Origin of the sequence: Lichenicoccus sp. (assembly GCF_965277665.1) — a bacterium.
GTDB lineage: Bacteria > Pseudomonadota > Alphaproteobacteria > Acetobacterales > Acetobacteraceae > Lichenicoccus.
Genome location: NZ_OZ255835.1, coordinates 1917879 through 1943221 on the forward strand (window position 1 = coordinate 1917879; position 25343 = coordinate 1943221).

Annotated in this window: 24 protein-coding genes; 5 read left to right on the forward strand and 19 right to left on the reverse strand. The window is 70.1% G+C overall.

The features are described 5' to 3' along the window. Window positions 1-4: 4 nt before the first annotated feature. The gene (locus tag ACQY4O_RS08795) at window positions 5-763 is read left to right on the forward strand and encodes an SDR family NAD(P)-dependent oxidoreductase (RefSeq protein ID WP_428375861.1); all 759 of its coding nucleotides are present in this window, start codon (window positions 5-7) and stop codon (window positions 761-763) included. 310 nt (window positions 764-1073) lie between these two features. After that, window positions 1074-1277 carry a hypothetical protein gene (locus tag ACQY4O_RS08800; RefSeq protein ID WP_428375863.1) on the forward strand — a complete coding sequence of 68 codons (204 nt, stop codon included), beginning with the start codon at window positions 1074-1076 and terminating at the stop codon, window positions 1275-1277. Window positions 1278-1485: 208 nt separating this feature from the next. Here the strand turns inward: ACQY4O_RS08800 and ACQY4O_RS08805 are convergent, their stop codons facing one another. The 18 genes from ACQY4O_RS08805 to secA form a co-directional block, all read right to left on the reverse strand. Beyond that, window positions 1486-2457, reverse strand: coding sequence for a retroviral-like aspartic protease family protein (locus ACQY4O_RS08805; protein WP_428375865.1), 972 nt, complete (start codon window positions 2455-2457; stop codon window positions 1486-1488). After that, complete coding sequence (gene thiD / locus ACQY4O_RS08810; RefSeq protein WP_428375866.1) at window positions 2420-3226, reverse strand: bifunctional hydroxymethylpyrimidine kinase/phosphomethylpyrimidine kinase; 807 nt, start codon at window positions 3224-3226, stop codon at window positions 2420-2422. The genes ACQY4O_RS08805 and thiD overlap by 38 nt, the downstream gene beginning before the upstream one ends. A 39-nt stretch (window positions 3227-3265) precedes the next feature. Beyond that, window positions 3266-4624, reverse strand: a complete 1359-nt coding sequence (gene glmM, locus ACQY4O_RS08815; protein ID WP_428378146.1) for a phosphoglucosamine mutase — start codon at window positions 4622-4624, stop codon at window positions 3266-3268. A gap of 223 nt (window positions 4625-4847) precedes the next feature. Then, entirely contained in the window at window positions 4848-5873 is a 1026-nt protein-coding gene (gene folP, locus ACQY4O_RS08820) for a dihydropteroate synthase (protein ID WP_428375868.1), read from the reverse strand. Between the two features lie 77 nt (window positions 5874-5950). Beyond that, window positions 5951-7885 (reverse strand): ATP-dependent zinc metalloprotease FtsH, encoded by a 1935-nt coding sequence (ftsH, locus tag ACQY4O_RS08825; RefSeq protein ID WP_428375869.1) that lies wholly within the window; start codon window positions 7883-7885, stop codon window positions 5951-5953. A gap of 217 nt (window positions 7886-8102) precedes the next feature. After that, window positions 8103-9344, reverse strand: coding sequence for a tRNA lysidine(34) synthetase TilS (tilS, locus tag ACQY4O_RS08830; protein WP_428375871.1), 1242 nt, complete (start codon window positions 9342-9344; stop codon window positions 8103-8105). A 15-nt stretch (window positions 9345-9359) separates the two neighbouring features. Then, window positions 9360-10211 (reverse strand): tetratricopeptide repeat protein, encoded by an 852-nt coding sequence (locus ACQY4O_RS08835; RefSeq protein ID WP_428375872.1) that lies wholly within the window; start codon window positions 10209-10211, stop codon window positions 9360-9362. Window positions 10212-10366: 155 nt separating this feature from the next. Further along, window positions 10367-10849: a peptidoglycan-associated lipoprotein Pal gene (pal, locus tag ACQY4O_RS08840; protein ID WP_428375874.1), complete on the reverse strand. Its 483-nt coding sequence runs from the start codon at window positions 10847-10849 to the stop codon at window positions 10367-10369. Between the two features lie 194 nt (window positions 10850-11043). Beyond that, entirely contained in the window at window positions 11044-12387 is a 1344-nt protein-coding gene (tolB, locus tag ACQY4O_RS08845; RefSeq protein WP_428375876.1) for a Tol-Pal system beta propeller repeat protein TolB, read from the reverse strand. A 42-nt stretch (window positions 12388-12429) separates the two neighbouring features. Continuing rightward, a complete protein-coding gene (locus ACQY4O_RS08850) occupies window positions 12430-13395 on the reverse strand; it encodes an energy transducer TonB (RefSeq protein ID WP_428375877.1) in 966 nt (321 codons plus the stop codon). Window positions 13396-13553: 158 nt separating this feature from the next. Further along, complete coding sequence (gene tolR / locus ACQY4O_RS08855) at window positions 13554-14015, reverse strand: protein TolR (protein ID WP_428375879.1); 462 nt, start codon at window positions 14013-14015, stop codon at window positions 13554-13556. 3 nt (window positions 14016-14018) lie between these two features. Then, window positions 14019-14738, reverse strand: a complete 720-nt coding sequence (gene tolQ, locus ACQY4O_RS08860) for a protein TolQ (protein WP_428375880.1) — start codon at window positions 14736-14738, stop codon at window positions 14019-14021. 188 nt (window positions 14739-14926) lie between these two features. Next, window positions 14927-15364, reverse strand: coding sequence for a YbgC/FadM family acyl-CoA thioesterase (locus ACQY4O_RS08865; RefSeq protein WP_428375881.1), 438 nt, complete (start codon window positions 15362-15364; stop codon window positions 14927-14929). 3 nt (window positions 15365-15367) lie between these two features. Beyond that, on the reverse strand, window positions 15368-16465 hold the full coding sequence (gene ruvB, locus ACQY4O_RS08870) for a Holliday junction branch migration DNA helicase RuvB (RefSeq protein ID WP_428375882.1): 1098 nt from the start codon (window positions 16463-16465) through the stop codon (window positions 15368-15370). Then, entirely contained in the window at window positions 16462-17061 is a 600-nt protein-coding gene (gene ruvA / locus ACQY4O_RS08875; RefSeq protein WP_428375884.1) for a Holliday junction branch migration protein RuvA, read from the reverse strand. Before ruvA ends, ruvB begins: the two co-directional genes overlap by 4 nt. Before the next feature lie 47 nt (window positions 17062-17108). Beyond that, window positions 17109-17603, reverse strand: coding sequence for a crossover junction endodeoxyribonuclease RuvC (gene ruvC, locus ACQY4O_RS08880; RefSeq protein ID WP_428378147.1), 495 nt, complete (start codon window positions 17601-17603; stop codon window positions 17109-17111). Between the two features lie 19 nt (window positions 17604-17622). Continuing rightward, window positions 17623-18372: a YebC/PmpR family DNA-binding transcriptional regulator gene (locus ACQY4O_RS08885; protein WP_428375885.1), complete on the reverse strand. Its 750-nt coding sequence runs from the start codon at window positions 18370-18372 to the stop codon at window positions 17623-17625. Window positions 18373-18388: 16 nt separating this feature from the next. Further along, window positions 18389-21121 (reverse strand): preprotein translocase subunit SecA, encoded by a 2733-nt coding sequence (secA, locus tag ACQY4O_RS08890; protein ID WP_428375887.1) that lies wholly within the window; start codon window positions 21119-21121, stop codon window positions 18389-18391. A gap of 230 nt (window positions 21122-21351) precedes the next feature. Between secA and ACQY4O_RS08895 the strand changes: the two genes are divergently transcribed. Genes ACQY4O_RS08895 through ACQY4O_RS08905 form a run of 3 tightly spaced genes read left to right on the forward strand, consistent with a single transcriptional unit; the run spans window position 21352 to window position 24271 of the window. Continuing rightward, on the forward strand, window positions 21352-22365 hold the full coding sequence (locus ACQY4O_RS08895) for a peptidylprolyl isomerase (protein ID WP_428375888.1): 1014 nt from the start codon (window positions 21352-21354) through the stop codon (window positions 22363-22365). Next, on the forward strand, window positions 22362-23597 hold the full coding sequence (gene argJ, locus ACQY4O_RS08900; RefSeq protein WP_428378148.1) for a bifunctional glutamate N-acetyltransferase/amino-acid acetyltransferase ArgJ: 1236 nt from the start codon (window positions 22362-22364) through the stop codon (window positions 23595-23597). Before ACQY4O_RS08895 ends, argJ begins: the two co-directional genes overlap by 4 nt. Before the next feature lie 29 nt (window positions 23598-23626). Further along, on the forward strand, window positions 23627-24271 hold the full coding sequence (locus ACQY4O_RS08905; protein WP_428375890.1) for an RDD family protein: 645 nt from the start codon (window positions 23627-23629) through the stop codon (window positions 24269-24271). 26 nt (window positions 24272-24297) lie between these two features. Here ACQY4O_RS08905 and ACQY4O_RS08910 read toward each other — a convergent pair whose 3' ends face one another. After that, a complete protein-coding gene (locus ACQY4O_RS08910; RefSeq protein WP_428375892.1) occupies window positions 24298-25332 on the reverse strand; it encodes a LacI family DNA-binding transcriptional regulator in 1035 nt (344 codons plus the stop codon). Window positions 25333-25343: the final 11 nt, after the last annotated feature.

The window sequence follows — 25343 nt, forward strand, 5'->3', positions numbered from 1 at the left end:
GAGCATGCCCGATCCGATCGAAAGTTTCGCAACCGGCCTGTTTGCCGGCCGCCACGTCCTGGTCTCCGGCGGATCGAGCGGCATCGGCCTCGCGGTGGCGCGCGGCTTCGCACGCGCCGGCGCCCGCGTGACCGCGACCGGCACCTCCGAGCGCAAGCTCGCCGCGTTGCGCGCCGAGGATGCCGACGCCAGCGTGCGGTTCGAGCGCCTGGACGTGCGCGACAGCCAGGCGATCAGCACCTTCGTGGACCGCCTGCCCGGCCTGGACGTGCTGGTCAACGCCGCCGGCGTGGCGCTGCCGGTCCGCGAGTTCGACGAGGACGCCTACCTCACGGTGATCGACGTCAACCTCAACAGCGTGATGCGGCTGTCGATGGCGGCCCGCGGGAAGCTGCGCGCGGCGCAGGGCAGCATCATCAACTTCGCCTCCATGCTCAGCACGCTCGCCGATCCGGCGGTGCCGGCCTATGGCGCCAGCAAGGCCGGCGTGCTCGGCCTCACCCGGCATCTCGCGCACGCCTTCGGGCCGGAAGGCATCCGGGTCAATGCCGTCGCACCCGGCTACCACCGCACCGACATGACGGCCGGGCTGTGGCAGGACCCGGTCTCGGAAGCCAGGATCGCCGCGCGCTCGGCCTTGAAGCGCTGGGGCAGCGCCGAGGACCTGGTCGGCGCCTGCCTGTTCCTCGCCTCCCCCGCCGCCGGGTTCGTCACCGGAGCCAATCTTGTCGTCGATGGTGGCTACCTCAGCGGCACCACCTGAAAAGTTTGCCCGCCAGTGCGCCAGGCCGGGCATCCGACGCGCCTGGCTGCGCTTCCGTTGCTCACCGCCAGAAGGCGGCTCCGCTCCGGTTCTCGATAGGCACGACGGGCGGCGCCATGCGGCGCCTCTGCCTCGGCCTGACACACTGGCGGGCAAGCTTGTCGTTCCATGCGGTTAGGGCAAGGTCAGGGTATTCCTCGTTACGAAATCATTTCATGTGGGCGATGGTGGGCGGGAACGTTGTTCAGGGCTCGCCGTTACGTGTGCCGATATCCATGCCGAAAAGGGGGCACGAATGAGACTTGCTACGTTGACGGAGCGCGCCGGTCGCGTCATTGCGGCAGCCGCGATCGCTTCGGTCTGCATCCTGCCCGCGGTGGATGCCTCGGCGCAGCCCTATCCTCCGCCCCCGCCGGGCTGGGCCGGGCCACACTATTACTGGCACGGCCAGCATTGGCACCATCGCGCCTGGGCCTACGGGCCGCATCACCGCCGCTACTGGCGCTACTACTAACAGACCGTTTGATAATGCTACTATGCCGGCAATCCGACGCGGCTTTCTGCGCTTCCGGTGCTAACGGCCAAACGGCCGCTCCGCTCCGGTTCTCGAAAGCCACGACGGCCGGCGCCGTTGGCGCCTCTCACTCGGCATAGCGCATTCTCAGACGGTCTCTAAGCCCACCGACCGGCCGGCCCATGACCGGACCGGCCGGTTTCATAGGCTAGCGCGGCTGCTTGGGTTTCGGCTGGACGAAGAGAAGGCGGCGCGAATACGAGATCCAGACGTGGTTGGCCCGCAGGAAGTCGTCGCCGATCAAGGTGAAGTCGGTGTCCGCTACCGCGAACTGGTAGTCGTGCATCGTCTCGTCCCCGATCTCCAGCGCATCGAAGCGGTGCCGGTGCGCCGGCAGCCGGCTCTCGTCGATCCCGATCGCAAAGCCGCTGCGCTCCGACCGCAGCATCGCGCGGGTCACCCCGGCCCGCTCCGCATCGTCCAGCGTGACCAGGGTGCCGACCGCCCCGCTATCCAGCACCGCATCGATCGGCTTGCCGTTCAGCTTGACCTGGAGGTTGATCCGCGTGCTCTCCAGGCGGAACGGAACCTCGAACGCCGGCGCATCGAGCGGCCGTATCGCCGCGGCACAGTGCCTGAGGTCGTAGAGGCCAAATCGATGGCCCGGCAGATCCAGGTCGACGTCGTAGTTCGACAGGAAATCGGCGCCGAACAGGCCGGCAACCCGGAGCCCCTGTACCGGCGGACCGAGATTGCCCGCCACCGGCATCGCGATGTCGCGCGCGACGCCGTGCCCGAGGTCGAGCCGGTGGACGATGACGACGGGCGCATCGATGACACCGCCGATCCCGCCCAGCCCCATGCGCAGCGCCGAGGCGCCGCGGAATGCGAAATGATCCGCCGCCGACCGGGTCAGGATCGAGAGCGCCGCACCGGTATCGATGTAGAACACCACCGGTTCACCCTCCAGCGTCGCGCGAACCGCCGGCAGGCGGGCGTCGGGCAGGATCGGCAGGTCGGCGACCCGGTCGATCCGGCAGGCCTGGGTTGCCGATGGGCCGCCTGCCGCACATCCTGCCAGCAGTCCTGCTGCCAGCAGCCCGGCGGGCAGCAGCGCCGCCGACAGGCCGGCCCGGCCGCGTTCAGGCGCCGAGGCGGCCGAGATCGACGGTGACGCCATGATCGAGCGGCCCGTGTCCGGCGCCGTAGCCGGGTGCCGCGAGGATGGCGCGACGGACATAGTCGCGCCCGCGCCGCACCGACTGGCGCAGCGTCATTCCCTGCGCGAGGCCGATGGCGATCGCGCTCGCCAGGGTGCAGCCGGTGCCATGCGTGTGCCGGGTGTCGATGCGGGGCGCCTCGAAGGCCTCGACGCCCGCCTCCGTCGCCAGCAGGTCCACCACCCGGTCGCCGCGCAGATGGCCGCCCTTGAGCAGCACCGCCGGGACGCCCAGGGTGAGCAGCGCGCTTGCCGCTGCATGCATGTCGGCGACACTCGTGATGGTGCGGCCACACAGCACCTCGGCTTCCGGCAGGTTCGGCGTGATCACGCTGGCCAGCAGCACCAGGCTGCGCTTGAGGCTGCCGACCGCATCCTTCGCCAGCAGCCGCGCGCCGCCCTTCGCCACCATCACCGGGTCGAGCACATACGGGATGCCGGGATGATTGCCGATGCGTTGCGCGACCAGCTCGATCACGTCGATGCGGTCGAGCATGCCGGTCTTGAAGGCGTCCGCGCCGAGATCGTCCAGCACGGCGTCGATCTGCTGCCCGACGAACTCCGCCGGTACCGGCATGACGCCGTGCACGCCATTGGTATCCTGCGCGGTCAGCGCCGAGATCGCGGTCGCCGCATAGCCGCCGAGCGCGGTGATGGTCTTGATGTCCGCCTGGATGCCGGCGCCACCGCCGGAATCGCTGCCGGCGATGACCAGGACCCGGCCCTGCATCAGGATCGGCCCTGCATCAGGATCGGGCCGCCGGCCCCGTCATGCCGCGACGGTGACGCGGCGGATGGTCTCGCACAGGCGGTCGACGACATGATCGACCAGCGCCGCATCCTCGGCTTCGGCCATGACCCGCACCAGCGGCTCGGTGCCGCTCTCGCGCAGCAGCAGCCGGCCGCGCTCGCCGAGCAGATCACAGGCCCAGCGGCGCGCCTCCAGCACCGCCGGATCGAGCAGCGGCGAGGCGCCGGCATAGCGCTCGTTGCGCAGCTTCTGCGGGAACGGCGTGAACATGCGGCAGACCTCGCTGGCCGGCTGGCCACGCTCGACCAGCACCGAAAGCACCTGCAGGGCGGCGATCAGCCCGTCGCCGGTGGTGGCGAATTCCGACAGCACCATGTGGCCGGACTGCTCGCCGCCGAGATTCATCCCCAGCTCGCGCATGCGCTCGACCACGTAGCGATCGCCCACCGCGGTGCGCTCCAGCGACAGGCCGAGCCCGGCCAGCTGCCGCTCCAGGCCCATGTTCGACATCACGGTCGCCACCACGCCGCCGCCCGCAAGACGCCCAACGCGCTGCCAGGAGCTGGCGATGAGGGCCAGGATCTGGTCGCCGTCGATGGCGCGGCCGTGCTCGTCCACCACCACCAGCCGGTCGGCGTCGCCGTCCAGCCCGATGCCGAGATCGGCCTTGTGCTCGAGCACCGCTGCGCTGAGGGCCGCCGGGCTGGTCGAGCCGCAGCCGAGATTGATGTTGAGGCCGTCGGGCGTGCAGCCGATGCGGATCACATCGGCGCCCAGTTCCCACAACGCCGTGGGCGCCACCCGGTAGGCGGCGCCGTTGGCGCAGTCGATGACGATGCGCAAGCCATCGAGGCGCCGCCCACGCGGGAACGACGACTTGGCGCTCTCGATGTAGCGACCCGCCGCATCGGTCAGCCGCGAGGCGCGGCCGATCATGTCGGGTGCCGCCAGTCGGCCGCCGAGCTCGCTGCGCATCAGCGCCTCGATCTCCGCCTCGGCCTCGTCGGAGAGCTTGAAGCCGTCCGGGCCGAACAGCTTGATCCCGTTATCCTCGAACGGGTTGTGCGACGCCGAGATCATCACCCCGAGATCGGCGCGCAGGCTGCGCGTCAGCATCGCGATCGCCGGCGTCGGCAGGGGTCCCACCAGCGTCACGTCGACGCCGGCGGACAGGAAGCCGGAAACCAGGGCGCACTCGATCATGTAGCCGGACAGCCGCGTATCCTTGCCGAGCACGACGCGGTGCCGGTGCGCGCCGCGCTTGAAGCGCAGGCCGGCGGCCTGCCCGAGGCGCTGCGCCACCTCCACCGTCATCGGGTCGGTGTTGGCGGTGCCGCGTATGCCGTCGGTGCCGAACAGTCTGCGTGTGGCGTCCATCCGGCCGAGCCTATCCCAGAGCATGATGCATGCATAATGCTCTGCTTGTCGGTTGATAGAGGAGGCTGTCTGGAAACGCCTGCTGCTGGATGAGAGCGGTCCGCCGGACCGCGGCCGGCGTGACTTTCCGAGCACCGGAGCGGAGCGGCCTTGATGGCCGTGAGCACCGGAGCACAGAAAAGCCGCGTCGGATCGCCAGCAGAGGGTGTTTGCAGGCGGCCTCCTAGTGCCGGATCGCCTGCCAGAGACGCAGCGCCTGCACCATGCCGGCGACATCGTGCACGCGCAGGATGCAGCCGTTCAGTGCCAGCCCGGACAGGCTGGCGGCGATGCTGCCCGGATCGCGCGACGCCGCGTCGCGTGCGCCGGCGACTTGACCCTCGAGCTGCGCGATGAAGCGCTTGCGCGACGCGCCGAGCAGCACACGCTGGCCGAGGCAGGCCAGGAGCGGCAGCCTTCGCAGCAGCGCGAGGTTCTGCGCGGCATCCTTGGCAAAGCCCAGGCCCGGATCGACCAGGATGCGGTCGCGGGCGATCCCCGCTGCGATCGCGGCGTCGCGGTGGTGCCGAAGTTCCCGCACCACCTCGACCGCGACATCGCCGTAGCTCGCGAGGCCGGTCATGGTTGCGGGCGTGCCACGCATGTGCATCAGGGCGACCGTGCAGCGCTGGTCGGCCAGCGTGGCGGCCGCCGCCGGATCGTGCGCAAGTGCCGACACGTCGTTGACCACCGTGGCCCCGGCCGCAAGGGCTGCGCGCATGGTCGCCGCGTTGCGGGTATCGACCGAGATGACGCCATGGCGCGCCAGCGCCTCGACCACCGGCAGGATGCGTGCCTGTTCGGCTGCCGGCGCGACCGAAGCCGCACCCGGCCTGGTGCTCTCGCCGCCGACATCGATCAGGTCGGCGCCGGCCTCGAGCATCGCCATGCCGGCGCGGATCGCATCGCCGACCGCGAGATGCCGGCCGCCATCGCTGAAGCTGTCCGGCGTCACGTTGAGGATGCCCATGACCAGCGGCCCCGCGGGCAGGCCGGCCAGCGGCGGGGGCGCCGAAACCAGACGCAGGCAAGCCTGCCACTCCGGGGGCACCGCGGTGACCGCGACGATCCGGTCGGCCCCCGCGCCGATCAGGCGCACGAGCGAGAAGGCGGTGTCGCCGCCCTGCAACGGCAGCGCCAGCCGGGATGCCAGCGCGTCCTGCGCGTCGCGGCCGGTCAGCAGGCCGAGCGGTTCGATGAGTGTCTGCATGATCCCCGGAGAAGCCGCCGGACAAGCAAAAGGCGGGAATGTGCCCCGCCCTTGCTCCGGTCCCGTGTGTCCCGCGCTCAGCCCGGCTGCGGCGCCGGGCCGAGGCCGCCACCCGGCGGCGGCGCCGGGTCCGGCCGGAAGCCGCCGGTGCTCGGCACCGAGGCGCGCCGGCTGTCCGGCATCGGGTCGTCCATCACCGTGCGTATCACCTTTTCGCCGCGCAGGATCTGCCGCACTTCCGCCCCCGAGAGGGTCTCATACTCCAGCAACCCGTTCGCCAGCAGGTGCAGCTCGTCGATATGGCTGACCAGGATCTCCTTGGCGCGGTTGTAGCCGGCATCGATCATCGCCTTGACCTCGGCCTCGATCTCGCGCGCGGTCTGCTCCGACACGTTCTTGTTCTGCGTCACCGAATGGCCGAGGAACACCTCCTGGCTGTTGTCGCCGTAGGAGATCATGCCGAGCTTGTCGCTCATGCCGAGCTCGGTGACCATCATGCGCGCCACCCGCGTGGCCTGCTTGATGTCGCTCGAGGCGCCCCCGGTCACCTTTTCCGGCCCCAGGATCAGCTCCTCGGCGACACGCCCGCCCATGATCTTGACCAGCAGCCCCTTGAGGTAGGCGCGGCTCTCCGACAGCCGGTCGTTCTCCGGCAGGCTGAAGGTGACGCCAAGCGCCCGGCCGCGCGGGATGATCGTCACCTTGTGCAGCGGGTCGCTCTCCGGCTCGTACAGCGCGCACAGCGCATGGCCACCCTCGTGGTAGGCGGTGAGGCGCTTCTCCTCCTCGCTCATCACCAGCGAGCGGCGCTCGGCGCCCATCATCACCTTGTCCTTGGCGTTCTCGAACTCGCTCATCGCCACCGTGCGCTTGCCCAGGCGCGCCGCCAGCAGCGCCGCCTCGTTCACCAGGTTGGCGAGATCGGCACCCGAGAAGCCCGGCGTGCCGCGCGCGATCACCTTCGGCTCGACGTCGCTGGCCAGCGGCACCTTGCGCATGTGCACACGCAGGATCTTCTCGCGGCCGTTCACGTCCGGGTTCGGCACCACCACCTGGCGATCGAAGCGGCCGGGACGCAGCAAAGCCGGATCGAGCACGTCCGGGCGGTTGGTGGCCGCGATCAGGATGACGCCTTCGTTGCTCTCGAAGCCGTCCATCTCGACCAGCATCTGGTTCAGCGTCTGCTCGCGCTCGTCGTTGCCGCCGCCCAGGCCGGCGCCGCGATGCCGGCCGACCGCGTCGATCTCGTCGATGAAGATGATGCAGGGCGCGGACTTCTTGCCCTGCTCGAACATGTCGCGCACGCGCGACGCGCCGACGCCCACGAACATCTCCACGAAGTCGGAGCCGGAGATGGTGAAGAACGGCACGTTGGCCTCGCCGGCGATGGCGCGCGCGAGCAGCGTCTTGCCGGTGCCGGGCGGCCCCACCAGCAGCACGCCCTTGGGGATCTTGCCGCCGAGGCGCTGGAACTTCTGCGGGTCCTTGAGGAAGTCCACGACCTCCTGCAGCTCCTGCTTGGCCTCGTCGATGCCGGCCACGTCGTCGAAGGTGATGCGGCCCTGCTTCTCGGTCAGCATGCGGGCGCGTGACTTGCCGAAGCCCATCGCGCGGCCGCCGCCGGACTGCATCTGCCGCATCACGAAGAACCAGGCGCCGATCAGGAGCAGCATCGGCAGCCACTGCAGCAGGTAGCGCAGCAGCGGATTGACGTCGCTGTCCTCGGGCTTGGCGATGACCTCGACGCCCTTCTCGGTCAGCCGCGGCACCAGGGTCGGGTCTTCCGGCAGGTAGGTCTCGAAGCTGGTGCCGTCGGTGAGCGTCCCGGTGACGTTGTGCTGCTGGATCGTCACCTGCCGCACACGGCCGCCATTCACGTCGCCGATGAAGTCGGAATAGGCGAGCTGCTGTGAGGCGTGCTGGCCGCTGCCCGGCTGGAACACGTTGAACAGCAGCACGAGCATCACCGCGATGATGACCCAGAGCGCCAGGTTGCGGCCAAAATTACTCATCGACTTTGCGTTTCCACGGTCACAGGAACCTACCCGACAGGCGCTTGTCCTGGACTACTCCGTGCCGCCCGGCGAAGTCGAGCGTCCGGATGGTCCGAGGCCCAGGAGTTGGCGCCAGTCGCTTGAAGCAAGCATTACATGGGTCGCGGTGCAACACCGCAAACCCCCGATGCGCGGCAGGATGCGGATAAAGCGTCAACGTCGGCCCGCAGCGCATTCACGGGCCGCCGAATGCCGCCGCCTGGCTTGCTGCAGCGTCGGGTTCGAAGGCAAAGCCGGCCCCCCCCGGCAGCGCGATCGCGGCCCCGGCGTCGTCGTACAGGCACGGCATCGCGGCCAGCACCACCGCCGGCAGCCGCGCCTCGGACGGCTCTGCGGTGCGCCTCCCGCGCGCGGCCCCGACACGGGCGCCCGGCGGCAGCGTCACCCCCGGGGCGTGCAGGCGGAACCGGCCGTCCCACAGCACGCCGTCGGCGGCGGCCACCGGCGGCTGCATGGCATTCGCCTCGCGCACCAGCAGCCAGCCCGGTCCGAGCCGTCCTGCGGGCAGCAGCCTCGCACCCCCCAGCGTCGCCGCCCGCGGCCGGCGCACCAGCGCCGCGATGGCGCGCATCGGCGGCGCATGCGCGGCGCCGGCGACGGTGCGGATCAGCGGCCCCAGCGTCTGAGGCCCGAGCAGGCAAGGAGGCAGCAGGGCGAAGCCCTGTGGCCGCAGCTCGGCCAGCCGGGCGAGTTGCCGGGCCTGGTCCTGCTGGCGCGCCATGCGCGCGGCCCCGGCAGCCGCAACCTCCCGCAGCAGCGTGGGCCGCCGGCCCGGCTCCGCGCCATCGAGTTCGCGCCGCAGGCGGGTGCGCAGCGCCGCCGCATCCTGGTTGGACGGGTCCTCGATCCAGTCGCACCCGGCATCGCGCAGCGTCGCGCGCAACCGTTCGGGCGCCACGCCGAGCAGCGGCCGCAGCAGCCGCAGCGCCGACGTCTCGACCAGCTGCGCCATCGCCGCCAGCCCGTCCGGCCCGCTGCCGGCGCGCTGCCGCATCAGCGCGGTCTCCGCCTGGTCGCCGGCATGGTGCGCGACCAGGAGATCGACGATGCCCTGCTGCCGGCAGGCCCGCGTCAGGGCGTCATAGCGAGCGGCGCGCGCGCGCGCGGCCAGGGCCGGCCCGCGTTGCAGGCCGTGCAGGCGCAGGACGCGGCTTGCCACGCCGATCCGCCGCAGGCGGTGCACGGTCGCCTGCGCCTCGTCGGCCGAGCCGTCGCGCAGGCCATGATCCACGATCAGGCCGAGGCAGCCGGCGCCGCGTGCCGTCGTCCAGCGCTGCGCCAGCAAAGCCAGGCATAGCGAGTCCGCGCCGCCGGAGACTGCGACCGCCAGCCGGCCGAGGCCCTCCCAAGGCCCGAGCGGCCGCATCAGGCGCTCGAACTCAGCCGCCCCCAGCTCCTGGAAGACGGCAGGCTGCATCGCGGTCGCGTCGGATCAGCGGCAGCCGCCGCGACCGCGCAAGGCGAGCGAGGCGCGGCTCACGCGTGGCTGCGGCGACGGGAATTCGGCGCGCAGTTTCTGCAACGCCTGGCAGGCGTCGGTCTTGTCGCCCAGCGCCAGCAGCGACGCGCTGACGCCGAGCAGCGCGTCCGGCGCGCGCCCCGAGTGCGGCGCATGGGTGTACACGTCGTAATAGGCGGTGGCGGCCTGCTGGTACTGGCGCTGGCCGGCGAGCGACTGCGCGAGCAGGAACTGCGCATCGGTCTGCCGCGGCCCTTTCGGCCCGGCGAGCACCTCGCGGGCGGCGGCCTGCGCGCCGGCATAGTCGCGGTGCGCCAAGGCCGCATTGCCCTGCTGCAGCGCCAGCTCGGGCGTGCGCCGCTCCGGCCGGGCAGGCGGCGGCGGCGGCCCGGCGTCGCCCGCGTTGCCGCCAGGAACGCCGCCCTCGGGATGGGCTTGCTGCACGGCGAAGCTCATGTCGCCGATCTGCTTGCTCAGCGCGGCGTTCTGCTGCTGCACCTGGTTGTTGAGCTGGTCGAGCTGACCGCGCAGGTCGCGCACCTGCGCCTCCAGCGTCGAGACCCGGTCGAGCAGCTGCGAGGTCAGCGGCGAGCCCGCACCCTGGTCGACGCTGGTGCTGGACGGCGCCATCGGTGGCGCGCTGCCCTCGCCGCCGCCGGACTGCATCTGCCGCATCTCGTGGCGCAGCTCCAGGATCTGGTCCTGCAGCGAGATCGCCTCGCGGCTGTCGAGCTGGGCGTGGGCAGATCCGCCCGACAGGCTGCCTGCGAGGAGAAGGGCAAAAAGTCCCGAAGCCGCAACCCGACCGATGCACGCCAAATGCATGAAGAATATCCCGATCCGCCTGGACACCCCAACGGCGCCGCAGTGGATAGCCTAAAACAGCAACGGCCGGACGATAAGCGTCCGGCCGTTCACTCAGAGCAATCGTCCGACAGGCGGTTGAACCGCCCCGACGCCGCAATGCACCCGGCGAGGTCTTAATGGACCGCCGTGATCGCGTTGCGGTTCTGCTGCCAGGACTGCTCGTCGTCGCCGAGCGCGGTCGGGCGGTCCTTGCCATAGGAGATCGTGGTCACACGGCCGGCCGAGACACCCTTGGACACCAGATAGTCGCGCGCCGCATTGGCGCGTCGCTCGCCGAGCGCGATGTTGAATTCCTCGGTGCCGCGGTCGTCGCAGTTGCCGGCGACCTGGATCGTCACCTGCGGGTAGCGCGCGAGCCAGGTGGCCTGGCGATCCAGGGTGCCCTGGGCGTCCGACGACAGGTTGCTCTCGTTCAGGGCGAAATAGACGCGGTCGCCGACATTGGCCACCAGGTCGGCCTCGCTGCCGGGAGCCGCCGCACCCGTCGGAGCCGCGGACGCGCCCATGCCGGACGCGGCGCCCGTGTTGGCGTTCTGGCCAGAGCAGGCGGCGAGCATGGCGGCCAGCCCGATGGCGCCGAGAAGCTTCAGTTTCATGGTCAGGTTCCTGAGGAGTTCGAGAGCGTCACGGGTCGAAACAGCAATCAAGCGTTAACTCGTCGCGAATTACGGTGTCGTTTCGCTTCCGGTCAAGTCGCCTGAACGCCGATCCGGCCTGTGTGGCAAAATTCTGCCCGGCCGTGTCGCCGCTGCAATGCTGCCTGCCGCTCCGGCTCTGTCCTCAGTCCCGCCTAGCCGTTCAGCGGCGACCAGGCCGGATCGGACGCGCCGCCCGCCATGCGCAGCGGATGGTCGTTGAAGCCGGCGATGTCGATGGTGGCGAGGCTGCTCGAGAACCCCGCACCGCCGGCCCCGGCGGCGCTCTGCCGGCAATACGCCATCACCCGCCCGTTCGGGCAGAAGGTCGGGCTCTCCACCGTAAAACCCTGGGTCAGGATGCGCTCGCCGGTGCCGTCCGGCTGCATCACGCCGATCGAGAAGCCGGCGCCGCCGATGCGGGTGAAGGCGATCAGGTCGCCCCGGGGCGACCAGACCGGCGAGCCGTACTGGCCCGACCCGTAGCTGATCCGGCGCGCCTCGCCGCCGGACGCACTCATCACATAGAGCTGCGGGCTGCCACCGCGATCCGAGTTGAACACGATCTGCGAGCCGTCCGGGCTGAAGCACGGGCTGGTATCGATCGATCCCGAGCTGGTCAGGCGCTGCGAGGCCCGGCTGGCGAGGTCGACGCGGAAGATGTCCGAGCCGCTGCCGCGTGTCGCCGACAGCACCACCGAGCCGCCATCCGGGGCGAAACGCGGCGCGAAGCTGATGCCCTCGAACTCGCCCAGCACCTCCTCGCGGCCGCTGGCGAGATCGAACAGATAGACCCGCGGCCGGTCGTTGGCGTAGCTCATGAAGGCGATCTGGTCGCGCGTCGGATGGAAGCGCGGCGTCAGCACGAGCCACCGCCCGCTGGTCAGGTAGCGGCTGTTGGCGCCGTCCTGGTCCATGATCGCCAGCCTGGTCTGCTGGCGGCCACGCGGGCCCGAGCGCGCCACGTAGCAGATGCGGGTGTCGAAATAGCCGCGCTCGCCCAGCATGCGCTGGTAGATGACGTCGGCGATCTTGTGCGCGATGCGGCGCCAGTTGGCAGCACCCGTGGTGTAGGCGGTGCCCTGGATCTGCTGCCCGGCGAGCACGTCCCAGAGCCGGAATTCCACGCGTAGATCGCCAGAGCCCGAGGCGTTGCCGGCGGCCAGCGCCTGCGCGCCGATGCTGCGATAGGTCGAAAAGTCCGGTGTGCCCGCGCCGCCGGCGGCTGCCGCCGTGCCGAGCACGCGGAACAGCCCGCTGCCGCCGAGATCGTCGCCGATGACCTGGGTGATCTGGTCGCCGATGCCCGGGCCGAAGGAGGGGATCGCGATCGGGATCGGCGCCGTGTGCGCCTGGTCGACGGTGATCTCGGCCGCCCCCGGGGCATTCGCCGTCGCCGGATTGGGTGCCTGTGCGAATGCGCTCAGCGGCGATGCGGCCAGCCCCGCGCCGATCGAGCCCGCCACCACCTGGCGGCGCGAAAAGAAGTCAGAAGCCATCGTCTGCATCCTATTTGTCACGCTTTTGGGTCGCAGCCCCGCTCAGGGCCGGAAGACGAACTTGATCTGGTGCACCGCGCCGAGCTCGGAGGCCGGCAGCGGCAGCTTGGCGCAGGCGGGGTTCATCACCGCGGCCCGCGCGCGCTCTGCCAGCGCCCGATAGGACGGATCGGCATCCATGCGGGCCTGATCAGGCCCGGAGAACGCCACCATGCGCGCCTCCCCGGTGGCGTCCACGGTGACCGTCAGATGCGCCTGGAACTGCGCGTAGTTGCGGGCCTCGGTGTCCTCGGCGTAGCAGCGCCGCACCGCGCCCGCGATCGCGTGCTGGTCGCCTGCACTCAGCGCCGAGGTGATGTCGCGGCCACGCGTCGGTGCCCCGCCCTGTGCCGGATTGGCGTGCGCGGTCGGCGCATGCGTCTGCTTCTGGTCGGCGCGGAACTTGTCCAGGGTGGCCAGCAGCGAATGCGTGTCCGCCGCCGCGTTCTTGGTCTTGTTCGGCTGCGTCAGGTGCGACGGCAACGCCATCTGCGGCAAGGCGGGCAGCGGCGCGGGCGATGGCGGGCTCACGCTCTGCGACGGCGACGGCGGGTTCGGCACCGGCGGCGGCGCGCGCACGCTGTCCGGCGACGGCGCCTGCAGCTTCGGCGGCGTCGGCAGCGGCGGGATCGGCAGCGGCGCCACCTCGGGGGGCGGCGGCATCGGAGGCGGCGGCGGCGGCGGTGGCGGCGCCTCCTCGACCGGCACATGCTCGGGGGGAACCGGGCTGGGGGGCGCCGGGTTGGGCACCGGCGCCGGCGGCTGCGGCGAGGGGTTGGCCTGGTCGGCGCGCGCCGAGGCGGCCGGCGGCCCGGTGAAGTCCATCTCGACCGCCGGCGGCTCCGGCGGCTCCGGCGGCTTGGCGAGCGGCATCACCACAATCAGCGACAACAGCACCAGCAGATGCAGGCCGCCGGACACATAGGCCCCTCGGCGCAGCAGCGGGTCGTCAGGCAGGAGCGCCGCCATGTAGTGTTCTCAGGGCCTGCCCGAGAATGCGCTACGCCGAGTGAGAGTGTCGCGAAGCGACACGGCCGGCGTGGCTCCCGAGAACCGGAGCGGAGCGGCCGTTTGGCCGTGAGCACCGGAAGCGCAGGCAGCTGCGTCGGATCGCCGGCGTAGTAGCATTATCGGGCAGGCCCCTGGCCGGCGGGCTGCTCGGCCAGCAGGGCGACATGGGTAAAGCCGCCGGAGGTGATGCGGCCCATGACCTCCATCACCCGCCCATAATCGATGTGCTGGTCGCCACGCACAAAAATGCGGTGCGTCGGGTCGTTCTTCGACGCGTCCTGCAGCTTGGCCACCAGCTCGTCCGTGGTCACCGCATCGTCGCCCATGTAGAGCGAGCCGTCCGCCTTGATGGTGACGGTGATCGGCTTGGTGTCGGCATTGACCTGGCTCGCGTCGGTCTTCGGCAGGTCGACATTGACGCCGCTGGTCATCAGCGGCGCCGTCACCATGAAGATGATCAGCAGCACCAGCATGACGTCGACCAGCGGGGTGACGTTGATCTCAGACATCGGCCGATAGCGGCCGCGCCCCCTGCCACCCCCCCTCCTGCCGCCTCCGGGACCCAGGGTCATCGCCATCGCTCAGGCCCGCTCTTCGGACTGGCGCGACAGGATCGCGCCGAACTCGGTGCCGAACGCCTCGAGCCTGGCGGCAAAACGCGACAGGTCGGAGCTGATCTTGTTGTAGGCGAGCACCGCCGGGATTGCCGCGACCAAGCCGATGGCGGTCGCGAACAGGGCCTCGGCGATGCCGGGGGCGACCACGGCAAGGTTGGTGTTGTGCATCGCCGCGATCGCGGAGAACGAGTGCATGATGCCCCAGACGGTGCCGAACAGGCCGATGAACGGCGCCACCGAGCCGATCGAGGCCAGGAAGATCATCCAGCGCTCCATCCGCTCGAGCTCGCGCGTCACCGTGATGCCCATCGCCCGGTCGACACGCTCCTGCACGCTGCCGCGGCTGAGGTCCGCTCCCTTGACCCGGGCCGAGCGCCGCCACTCGCCCATCGCGGCGCCGAACACGGCGGCCATCGGATGCGCGGGCTTAGCGCCCTCGGTCTCGTACAGGTCATCGAGCGAGCCGCCGGACCAGAACCGGTCCTCGAAGGCGCTGGCCTGGCGGTTGGCGCGGCGCAGCGAGATGGTCTTCTCGAAGATGATCGCCCATACCCAGACGCTGGCGAGCACGAGGCCGATCATCACCAGCTTGACGACGATAGAGGCCTGGATGAACAGGCCCCAGAGCGAGAGGTCGCCGGCGGCGGCAGCGCCGAGGTTCACCGCATCAACCGCGCGATCCAACACCGCCTCCGACAACCGCCATCATGATCTCCGTCCGGGCAAGATCGATCGATCATGCCCGGCTTGCTTTTGATAAGAGCAGCGCCAAGCGCTGCGGCCCGTCGCGCGCCTGCTTAAAGCCTTCGCGGCCAAAGCAGAAGCGAACTCTCTTCATGCGGCGTTACAAAGCGGTCAGGAGCGGCGGCAAATTATTTCTGAGACGCATCCTCGGTGTCGGCGAGCTGCGCCAGCAAGTCGCGCCAGTGCGGCGGGATGCGCGACGGACGCAGTGTCTGCATCTGGATGCAGGCGAGATCGATCTCGAGCATGGCCTTCAAATCGGGCTCGGTCTCTGGCGTGCCGCGGATCGCCTGGTCGAGCCGCATGCGCGCCGCAGTCAGTTCGCGCAGGGTGGTGATGACCTCGACCTCGTCGTCGAGTCGCACCGGCCGCCGGTACAGCACCGAGGCGCGCTGCACCACGAAGCCGATGCCGTGCTCGCGCAGCAAGGCAGAGACCGGCAGCCCGAGCCAGCGCATCGCCTCGGTGCGGGCGCGCTCGGCAAACGCCAGGTACTGCGCATGGTACATCACGCCGCCGGCGTCGGTATCCTCGTAATAGACCCGCTGGCGGAAGACGTGGCGCATCGTTCAGCCCTCTAGCTCGGACAGGGGGGGCTCGGACAGGGGGGGGTCGGACAGGGGGGGGTCGTACAGCAGCTCGGGCTGGCCCGGCTGGGTTGGCGGCGGCACCAGCCCCAGATGCCGCCAGCCGCGCTCGCCCAGCATGCGGCCGCGACTGGTCCGCAGCACCAGCCCCTCCTGGATCAGGAACGGCTCCACCACGTCCTCGAGCGTGTCGCGCGCCTCGGCGAGTGCCGCCGCCAGCGTCTCCACGCCGACCGGACCACCATGATGGTGCTCGGCGATGCGCCTCAGGTAGCGCCGGTCCATCGCGTCCAGGCCCAATTTGTCGACCTCGAGTCGCGATAGCGCCGCATCCGCCAACGCCCGGTCGACCGGGCGCGCCGGCGTGTCGCCGACCGAGGCGAAGTCGCGCACCCGGCGCAGCAGGCGGCCGGCGATGCGCGGCGTCCCGCGGCTTCGCGTCGCGATCTCCTCGGCGCCGTCGTCGGTGAGCGCGAAGCGCAGCTTCTCGGCGCCGCGCGAGACGATCAGGCGCAGTTCGGCGGCGGTGTAGAACACCAGCCGCAGCGGGATCCCGAAGCGGTCGCGCAGCGGCGTCGCCAGCAGCCCGGCGCGTGTGGTCGCGGCCACCAGGGTGAACGGCGACAGGTCGATCCGTACCGAGCGTGCCGCCGGGCCTTCGCCGATGATCAGGTCGAGCTGGAAATCCTCCATCGCCGGATACAGCACCTCCTCGATGGCGGGCTGCAGGCGGTGGATCTCGTCGATGAACAGCACGTCGCGCGGCTGCAGGTTGGTCAGGATGGCGGCGAGGTCGCCGGCGCGCTGGATCACCGGCCCGGAGGTCGCCCGGAAGCCGACGCCCAACTCGCGTGCCACGATCTGCGCCAGCGTGGTCTTGCCCAGCCCCGGCGGCCCGTGCAGCAGCACATGGTCGAGCGCCTCGCCACGCCCGCGCGCCGCCTGGATGAAGACGGAAAGATTCTCGCGGCTGGCCTGCTGGCCGATGAACTCGCCGAGATGTTGCGGCCGCAGGCTCGCCTCGGCGGCGTCCTCCTCGAGTCGGCGCTGGTCGATGGTTCTGGATGGCTGGTCGTTCATTTCGCCAGCTCCTTCAGGCTGTCCCGCAGCACCGCATCCAGCGACGCATCGGCGCCGAGCCGGTCGAGCACACGCGTGACGGCCGGCGCCGCCTCCTGCCGCCGGAACCCGAGCCCGGCCAGCGCCGCCAGCGCGTCGGCCTCGGTGCCGCCACCGGCAACCGGTCCCAGCGTGGCACCGGTGCCGGTCGGCATGCCACCGGCTTTTTCGCGCAGTTCGCTGAGCAGCCGGTCGGCGAGCCGCGGCCCGACCCCCTGCAGCCGGGTCAGGCTGGAGCGGTCGCCCGCCGCGATCACCGCGATCAGGTCGCGCGGCGACAGGCCGGACAGGATGCCCAGCGCCACCTTGGCGCCGACGCCCTGCACCGTGGTCAGCAGCCGGAACCAGTCGCGCTCGGCGCTGTCGGCGAACCCATACAGCAGGATCGCGTCCTCGCGCACGATGGTCTCGACCAGCACCCGGGCCGGTTCCGGCGGCCGCTTCAGCGCCGATAGGGTGCGGGTCGAGGCCTGCACCAGGTAGCCGACGCCGTTCACGTCGATGACGCAGCGGTCCGCCTCGACCTGCGCCAGGCGGCCCATGAGCTGAGCAATCATGGCAGCTGAGCAATCATGGTAGCTGGGCGATCATGGTAGCTGGGCGATCATGCCATGCGGGTCCCGGACGCGATGCGCAGGTGCGACTGCCGGAGATGCGCGTGGCAGATCGCCACCGCGAGCGCATCCGAGGCATCGGCGCGCCGGATCACAGCCCCCGGCAGCAGCCGGCGGACCATCATGCCGACCTGCTCCTTGCTCGCCGACCCGGTGCCGACCACCGCCCGCTTGACCGCCATCGCGCCGTATTCGCTGACCGCGATGCCGGCCAGGGCCGGCGCCAGCAGGGCGACGCCACGCGCATAGCCGAGCTTCAGCGTGGCGGCGCCGTTGCGGTTCACGTAGGTCTCCTCGACCGCCGCCTCGTGGGGCGAGAACGTCGCGAACAGCTCCTGCAGATGGTCGTGCAGCATTTTCAGGCGCAGCGGCACCGGCTCGTCGCCGTCGGTGGCGATCACCCCGTCGGCGACGTGGCGCAACCGGTTGCCGGTGGCTTCGAGCAGGCCCCAGCCGGTGAACCTGAGCCCCGGGTCGATCCCCATGATCAGGGTCAAGCGAGCCTCAGGCGGACAGCTTCTCGGCCACGTCGTCGGGCAGCTCGAAATTGGCATACACCGACTGCACGTCGTCATTCTCCTCGAGCGCATCGATCAGCTTGAGCAGGGTGCTGCAGCACTCCTCGTCCAGCGTCACCACGGTGCCCGGGCGCCAGTCGAGCCTCGCACTCTCCGCCGGCCCGAAATGCGCCTCGAGCGCGTCGCGCACGGCAAAGAAGCTCTCGACCGGGCAGGTCACCTCATGCCCGTCGGGGCCGCTCTCGGCATTCTCGGCGCCGGCCTCGATCGCCGCCTCCAGCATCGCCTCCTCGGCCGCCACCTCGGCGGGGTAGCGCACCACGCCCAGGTGGGTGAACAGGAACGAAACCGAGTGGGTCTCGCCCAGGCTGCCGCCATGCTTGGAGAACGCCGCCCGCACGTCGGACGCCGTGCGGTTGCGGTTGTCGGTCAGCGCCTCGACGATCAGCGCGATGCCGGCCGGGCCGTAGCCCTCGTAGCGCACCTCGACATAGTCGTCGGCCGCCGCCGCCCCTGCCGCCTTCTTGATCGCGCGGTCGATGGTGTCCTTCGGCATGTTGATCTCGCGCGCCGCGACCATCGCGCCGCGCAGGCGGGGGTTCGAGCCCGGATCCGGCAGGCCGCTGCGGGCGGCCACCGTGATCTCGCGGATCACCTTGGCGAAATGGCGCGCCCGACGCGCGTCCTGCGCGCCCTTGCGGTGCATGATGTTCTTGAACTGGGAATGGCCGGCCATGCGTGTGTCCGTATTTTCAGTTCAAGCGGCCGTGGCAGTGCTTGAACTTGCGCCCCGAGCCGCACGGGCAGATCGCGTTGCGCGGCGTATCGGCCCAGGCGGCGAGATGCGTCTCGGATGCCTCCGACACCTCCTGCAGCAGCGCCTCGCCGACGCCGCCCATCACCAGCGTGTCGCCACGATCCGGCAGGAAGCTGGCTCCTGAAGGACGCAGCACTGGCCCTGTCTCCGCCGACACCCGCTCGAACGGCACCGGCTCCTCCGCCTGCGGCATCAGCTCGACCCGCGCCAGCATCGCCGTCACCCGCTCGCGCATCTCGTCGAGCATGCCGTGGAACAGCTTGAAGGCCTCGCGCTTGTATTCGTTCAGCGGGTCCTTCTGGGCGTAGGCGCGCAGTCCGATGCCCTGGCGCAGCTGGTCGAGCAGCAGCAGATGCTCCTTCCAGACCGCGTCCAGCGTGGTGAGCAGCAGCTGCTTCTCGATATACTGCATGACGTTGGCGCCGAACGCGACGCTCTTGGCCGCCATCGACGCCTCGGCCGCCTGCTCGGTGCGCAAGGCGACGCCCTGCCCGTCCATCCCGTCCTCGCGCGCCCACTCGGCCACCGGCAGGTCCAGGCCGAGCAGCCGCTGCAAATCCTCGGCCAGCTCGCGGCTCTCCCACTGCTCGGCGAAGGCGCGCTCGGGGATGCGCCGCGAGACCAGGCTCTCGATCAGCTCGCGACGCATCTGCGCCACGATCTCGGAGACATCCGCCGCCGCCATGAACTCGCGGCGTTGCGCATAGACTTCCTTGCGCTGGTCGTTCATCACGTCGTCGTATTTGAGCAGGTTCTTGCGTGTGTCGAAGTTGCGCGCCTCGACCTTCTTCTGCGCCTTCTCCAGCGCCCGGTTGATCCACGGATGCACGATCGCCTCGCCTTCCTTCAGGCCGAGGCGCTGCAGCATGCCGCTCATGCGCTCGGAGCCGAAGATCCGCATCAGATCGTCTTCCAGCGACAGGAAGAAGTGCGAGCCGCCGGGATCGCCCTGGCGCCCGGCGCGGCCGCGCAACTGGTTGTCGATGCGCCGGCTCTCGTGCCGCTCGGTGCCGATCACGAACAGGCCGCCCGCATCCTTGACCACCTCGTGCCAGTCGGCAACCTGGTCGCGCAGCGCGGTCTCCTGCTGCGCCTTTTCCACCGGATCCTCAACGCCGCCGAGCTCCTGGCGGATGCGCATCTCGACATTGCCGCCGAGCTTGATGTCGGTGCCGCGGCCGGCCATGTTGGTGGCGATGGTGATCGCGTTCGGCGCGCCCGCCTGCGCGATGATGGTGGCCTCCATCTCGTGGAAGCGCGCATTCAGCACGCTGTGCCTGACGCCGCGCTGGTTGAGCAGCCCAGACAGCATCTCGCTCTTCTCGATGCTGGTGGTGCCGACCAGGATCGGCTGCCCGGTCTTGTTGATCTCCTCGATCAGGTTGCTGACCGCCTTGTACTTCTCGGCGGCATTCAGATAGACCTCGTCGTCGCGGTCGAGGCGGATCACCGGCACGTTGGTCGGAATTTCCACCACATCGAGCTTGTAGATCTCGGCGAACTCGTCGGCCTCGGTCATCGCCGTGCCGGTCATGCCGGACAGCTTCTCGTAGAGCCGGAAATAGTTCTGGAAGGTGATGGAGGCGAGCGTCTGGTTCTCCTGCTGGATCTCCTGGTGCTCCTTGGCCTCCAGCGCCTGGTGCAGACCCTCCGAGTAGCGCCGGCCTTCCATCATGCGACCGGTGAACTCGTCGATGATGATGACCTTGCCGTCGCGCACGATGTAGTCGACGTCGCGCGAAAACAGCGTGTGCGCACGCAGCGACTGCTGCACGTGATGCACCACGCTGATATTGTGGATGTCATACAGCGCGCCGTCGGTGACGATGCCGGCCTCCGCCAGCATCTGCTCGACCGTCTCGGTGCCCGGCTCGGTCAGGATGACGGTGCGGAATTTTTCGTCCTTGTCGTACGTTGCCGGGTCCTGCACGAGCTGCTTCACCACCTCGTCGACGCGGCGATACAGGTCGGAGCTGTCCTCCGCCGGACCCGAGATGATCAGCGGCGTGCGCGCCTCATCGACCAGGATGGAATCCACCTCGTCGACGATGGCGTAGGCGAAGTCGCGCTGGACCATGTCCTCCAGGCGGTACTTCATGTTGTCGCGCAGGTAGTCGAAGCCGAACTCGTTGTTGGTGCCGTAGGTGACGTCGGCATGATAGGCCGCGCGCCGCTCGTCGTCGGTGAGGTTCGGCACGATCACGCCGGTCGACAGGCCCAGGAAGCCATACAGCAGGCCCATCTCCTCGGCATCGCGCCGGGCTAGGTAGTCGTTGACCGTGACCACATGCACGCCGCGCTGGGCCAGCGCATTCAGATAGACCGCGAGCGTCGCCACCAGGGTCTTGCCCTCGCCGGTGCGCATCTCGGCGATGCGGCCCGAGTGCAGCACCATGCCGCCGATCAGCTGCACGTCGAAATGCCGCATGCCGAGCACTCGCCGCGAGGCCTCGCGCACCACCGCGAAGGCCTCGGGCAGCAGGTCGTCCAGCGTGGCGCCGGCGGCGAGCCGGGAGCGGAACAGGGCGGTCTTGGCAGCCAGCGCGTCGTCGTCCAGGATCTGGATGGACGGCTCGAGCGCGTTGATCTCGGGCACCCGGCGCTGGTGCGCCTTCAGCGACCGGTCATTGGCGGAGCCGAACAGGGCACGGGCGACGCTTGCGAACATGAAGGCCTTCCGGGGAGGTGCCAGCCGGCTGGCCGATCCACAGCATGCGGAAGCCCCCGGCCGATCGACCTGGATTCTGTTCGTCTTGAGATAAGACCCGCTCCCGGCCGGGTCAACGGCAGCCTGGGTCAACCGCGGCCCCAGAACCGCCACCCGCAGCCGCTCGCCTTGTCGCCGGACCTGGCTTCCGCCATCATCCGCCGCATCTCGAACTTCAAGGCTCTTTCCTTATGCGGCTTACCAGCCTGGCGGCCTCCCTCGCGGCGGCAGCCCTGCTTGCTCCTGCGTTCGTCCCAACCCTCCTGACCGGTGCGCTTCAGATCGGGACGGCCTCGGCTCAGACCGTCCATCATCCGGGCGCGGCCGAGGCCGGCCCCGGCAAGACCGCGACCCCCAACCCGATCGTGGCCACGGTGAACGGCGATCCGGTGCATCTCGACGACATCCGGGCGGCGGCCCAGTCGCTGCCCGACGAGATGCGGCAGATGCCGCCCAACGTGCTGTTCCCGATGATCGTGAACCAGGTGATCGACCAGAAGGCGCTGCTGATCGCAGCGCGGCACCAGGGCGTGCAGAAGGAGCCGCAGGTCCAGAAGACCATGCAGTCCGCCGCCGACACCGCGCTGCAGAACATCTACCTGACCCGCCAAGTCAGCCCGCTGGTGACCGACCAGGCGGTCCGCGACGTCTATGACAAGACCATGGCGGGCAAGTCGGGCGACAAGGAGGTGCATGCGCGCCACATCCTGCTCGGCACCGAGAAGCAGGCCGAGGACGTGATCAAGCAGCTCAAGGGGGGTGCGGACTTCGCCAAGCTCGCCAGCACGCTGTCGACCGACAAGGCGTCGGCGGCGCAGAACGGCGGCGACCTGGGCTGGTTCAAGCAGGGCGACATGCTGCCGGAATTCTCGGCGGCGGCGTTTGCGATGAGCAAGGGCCAGGTCTCCGACAAGCCGGTGCAGACCCGCTATGGCTGGCACGTGATCCAGGTGCTCGACACCCGCACCGCGTCGCCGCCGAGCTTCGACAGCGTCAAGGACCAGATCCGCCAGAAGCTGATCCAGCAGGACGTCCGCCACGTGGTGGACCAGGCGCTGACCGGGGTGAAGGTGGTGCGCTTCAAGCCGGACGGCTCGCGTGACACCGGCGCCCCGGGCGGCATGCCAGGGGCCGGCGGCATGCAGGGCCCCAATGTGCCCGGCCAGGCGCCGCAGGCAGCGCCCGGCACGCCGAGCGCCGACTGAGCGTGCCGCTCGCCGTCTCGCCGCTGGCGCTGCCGTTCCCGGTGCTGCCGGCGATCGGCGGCGCGCGCCTCGCGGCCGGGATGGCCGGCATACGCTACCAGGGCCGCACCGACCTCGTCCTGGCGGAGTTCGCCGCCGGCACCGCGGTCGCCGGCGTGTTCACCGCCAACCGGTGTCCGGGTGCCCCGGTGGACTGGTGCCGCGCCGCACTCCCCGGCGGCACCGCGCGCGCGCTGGTGGTCAATGCCGGCAACGCCAATGTGTTCACCGGCCGCGCGGGTGTTGCCAGCACCGGCGAGACCGCGAGTGCTGCGGCCCTCCTCGGCGGCTGCCTGCCGTCGGAGGTGTTCATCGCCTCCACCGGGGTGATCGGCGAGGTGCTGCAGCATGCCCGCATCGTCAACGCCCTGCCCGCCTTGCACGCGGCCCTCGATGGCGAGGCCTGGGAGGACGCCGCGCGCGGCATCATGACCACCGACACCTTTGCCAAGGGCGCCACCCGCACCGCGCGCATCGGCGGCACCGAGATCCGCATCAACGGCATCGCCAAGGGCAGCGGCATGATCGCGCCGGACATGGCGACGATGCTGTGCTTCATCGCCACCGACGCGGCGCTGCCCGCGCCGGTGCTGCAGGCGCTGCTGGCGGCCGGCGTCGACCGCAGCTTCAACTGCACGACGGTGGACAGCGACACCTCGACCAGTGACACCGTGCTGCTGTTCGCGACCGGGAGCGCCGGCAATGCGCCCGTCGCCGATGCCGCCGACCCTGCCCTCGCCGGCTTCGCACAGGCGCTCGACGACCTGCTGCTGGATCTGGCACTCAAGGTGGTGCGCGACGGCGAGGGGGCGAGCAAGCTGGTCCGCATCGACGTCACCGGCGCGATCTCCGCCGCCTCGGCGCGCCGGGTGGCGCTGGCGGTGGCGAACTCGCCGCTGGTCAAGACCGCGATCGCCGGCGAGGACGCGAACTGGGGCCGCATCGTCATGGCCGTCGGCAAGAGCGGCGAGCCGGCCGACCGCGACCGGCTTTCGGTGGGCATCGGCGGCACCTGGATGGCGCGCGACGGCGCCGTGGTGCCGGGCTACGACGAGGCGCCGGTGGTGGCGCATGTGAAGGGCTTCGAGGTCGGGATCGCGATCGATCTCGGGCTCGGCAGCGGCACCGGGACCGCCTGGACCTGCGACCTCACGCACGGCTACATCGATATCAACGCAAGCTACCGGAGCTGACGCAGTCGGGGAGCCGCCGGGAGGATTGGATGTCGATCAACGCCTTTGACCAGGCCTCTGCCACGTCCTCGCCGTGGCAGCCCCCGCCACCCTTAAAACATGGGCCGCAGGGCCCGAACGCCGACCGGGTCTGGTGCTATGCCGGCTTCTGGTGGCGGGTGCTGGCCTGGCTGATCGACAGCGCCGTGCTGTGGACGGTGGAGAGCGCGATCGGCTCGTTGGCCGGCAGGCCCCGCTTTGGCATCCGCAACGACGCGACCACGCCAGACCAGGGCGCCATTTCCAACGTCGCCTACACAATGCAACCCGAGGTCATGCACTCCTGGGGCCTGCAGCACTGGCACGTGACGGCACCCGGGCTTGCCGACCTGCTCGCGTTCGTGGTGCCGCTGCTCTACTTCACGCTGCTGGAAAGCTCGCGCTGGCAGGCGACGGTCGGCAAGCGGGTGTGCCACCTGCGCGTCACCGGCCTGGATGGCGGCCGGATCACGCCGTGGCGCGCGATCGGCCGCTATGCCGGCAAGTTCGTCTCCGCCTTCATCCTGGGCATCGGCTTCATGATGGCCGGCTGGACCACCCGCAAGCAGGCGCTGCACGACTTAATGGCCGAGACCCTGGTGGTGCGGCTGCGCCGCCCGAACGACATCGTGCAGTTCCGGCCGCCTGCGGGGTGATCTCGGCCCGAGATCGTGCGCGCGGATCAAACCGCGAGAGACACTGAGCCCAGGCTTCTGAGATCCGCACAGGACTCCCCCCGGATCAGCCGAGGCGGCAACACGCGCTCGCGGGCAGCGAGCCTGTTGCCCCCTGGCGCGATCCGCTCCAGCAGCCAGTCGACCGCGATCTGCGCGATCTCCGTCACCGGCTGCGCGACCATCGTGAGTCGCGGCTTCACGACGCCGCTCCAGGGGACATCGTCGATCGAGACAAGCGAAATATCAGCCGGACAGCGAAAGCCGAGATCGTTGATCGCCTGCAGGGCGCCGAGTGCCATCACGTTGTTCGCCGCCAGGATCGCGGTCGGCCGCCTTCGGCCAGACAAGATCGACACGCAGGCACGATAGGCCGGCTCGCTCCGATATCCCGCAATGACGGTCCAGTCCGGCTCGACCCGGACGCGCTGCTGCTGCATGGTTTCGATGAAGCCGCGGCGCCGCATGTCGGCCGACCATAGTCCCGGTCGGCCGCCGATATAGGCGATCCGCCGGTGGCCGAGCCGGAGCAGATAGGCGGTCAGCATGTGCGACGCCAGCAGGCTGTCGGTGCCGACGAAGTCCCTGTTCAGGCCGGCGATCTTCTGGTCGAAGGTCACCAGCGGCGCGCCGAAACCCGCCAGTCGGGCCCGGTATTCGTCGTCGCACCCGATCGGGCTGATGATCACCCCGGCGACCTGCTGCGCGCTCAGCAAATCCAGCGCAACGCGCTCGCGCTCGAGGCTGTCATCATTGTCGGAGACGATCACTGCCATCCGGGCGGCGCTTGCGGCCTTTTCGATCACGCGAAGGACCGTCCCGACATAGGGGTTGGTCAGGTCACCGACGACGAACCCGATATACGGACTGGACCGGCTCTTCAGGCCGCGCGCCATCGCGTTCGGCACGTAGCCGACGGCCTCGGCAGCGGCGATCACCCGGTTGCGCGTCGCCGCGCTGACCGGGCCTGACTTGTTCAGCGCCGCCGATACCGTCGAGATTGCCACTCCGGCCCGGGCCGCCACGTCTCTGATCGTTGCCAAATCCGTCGACC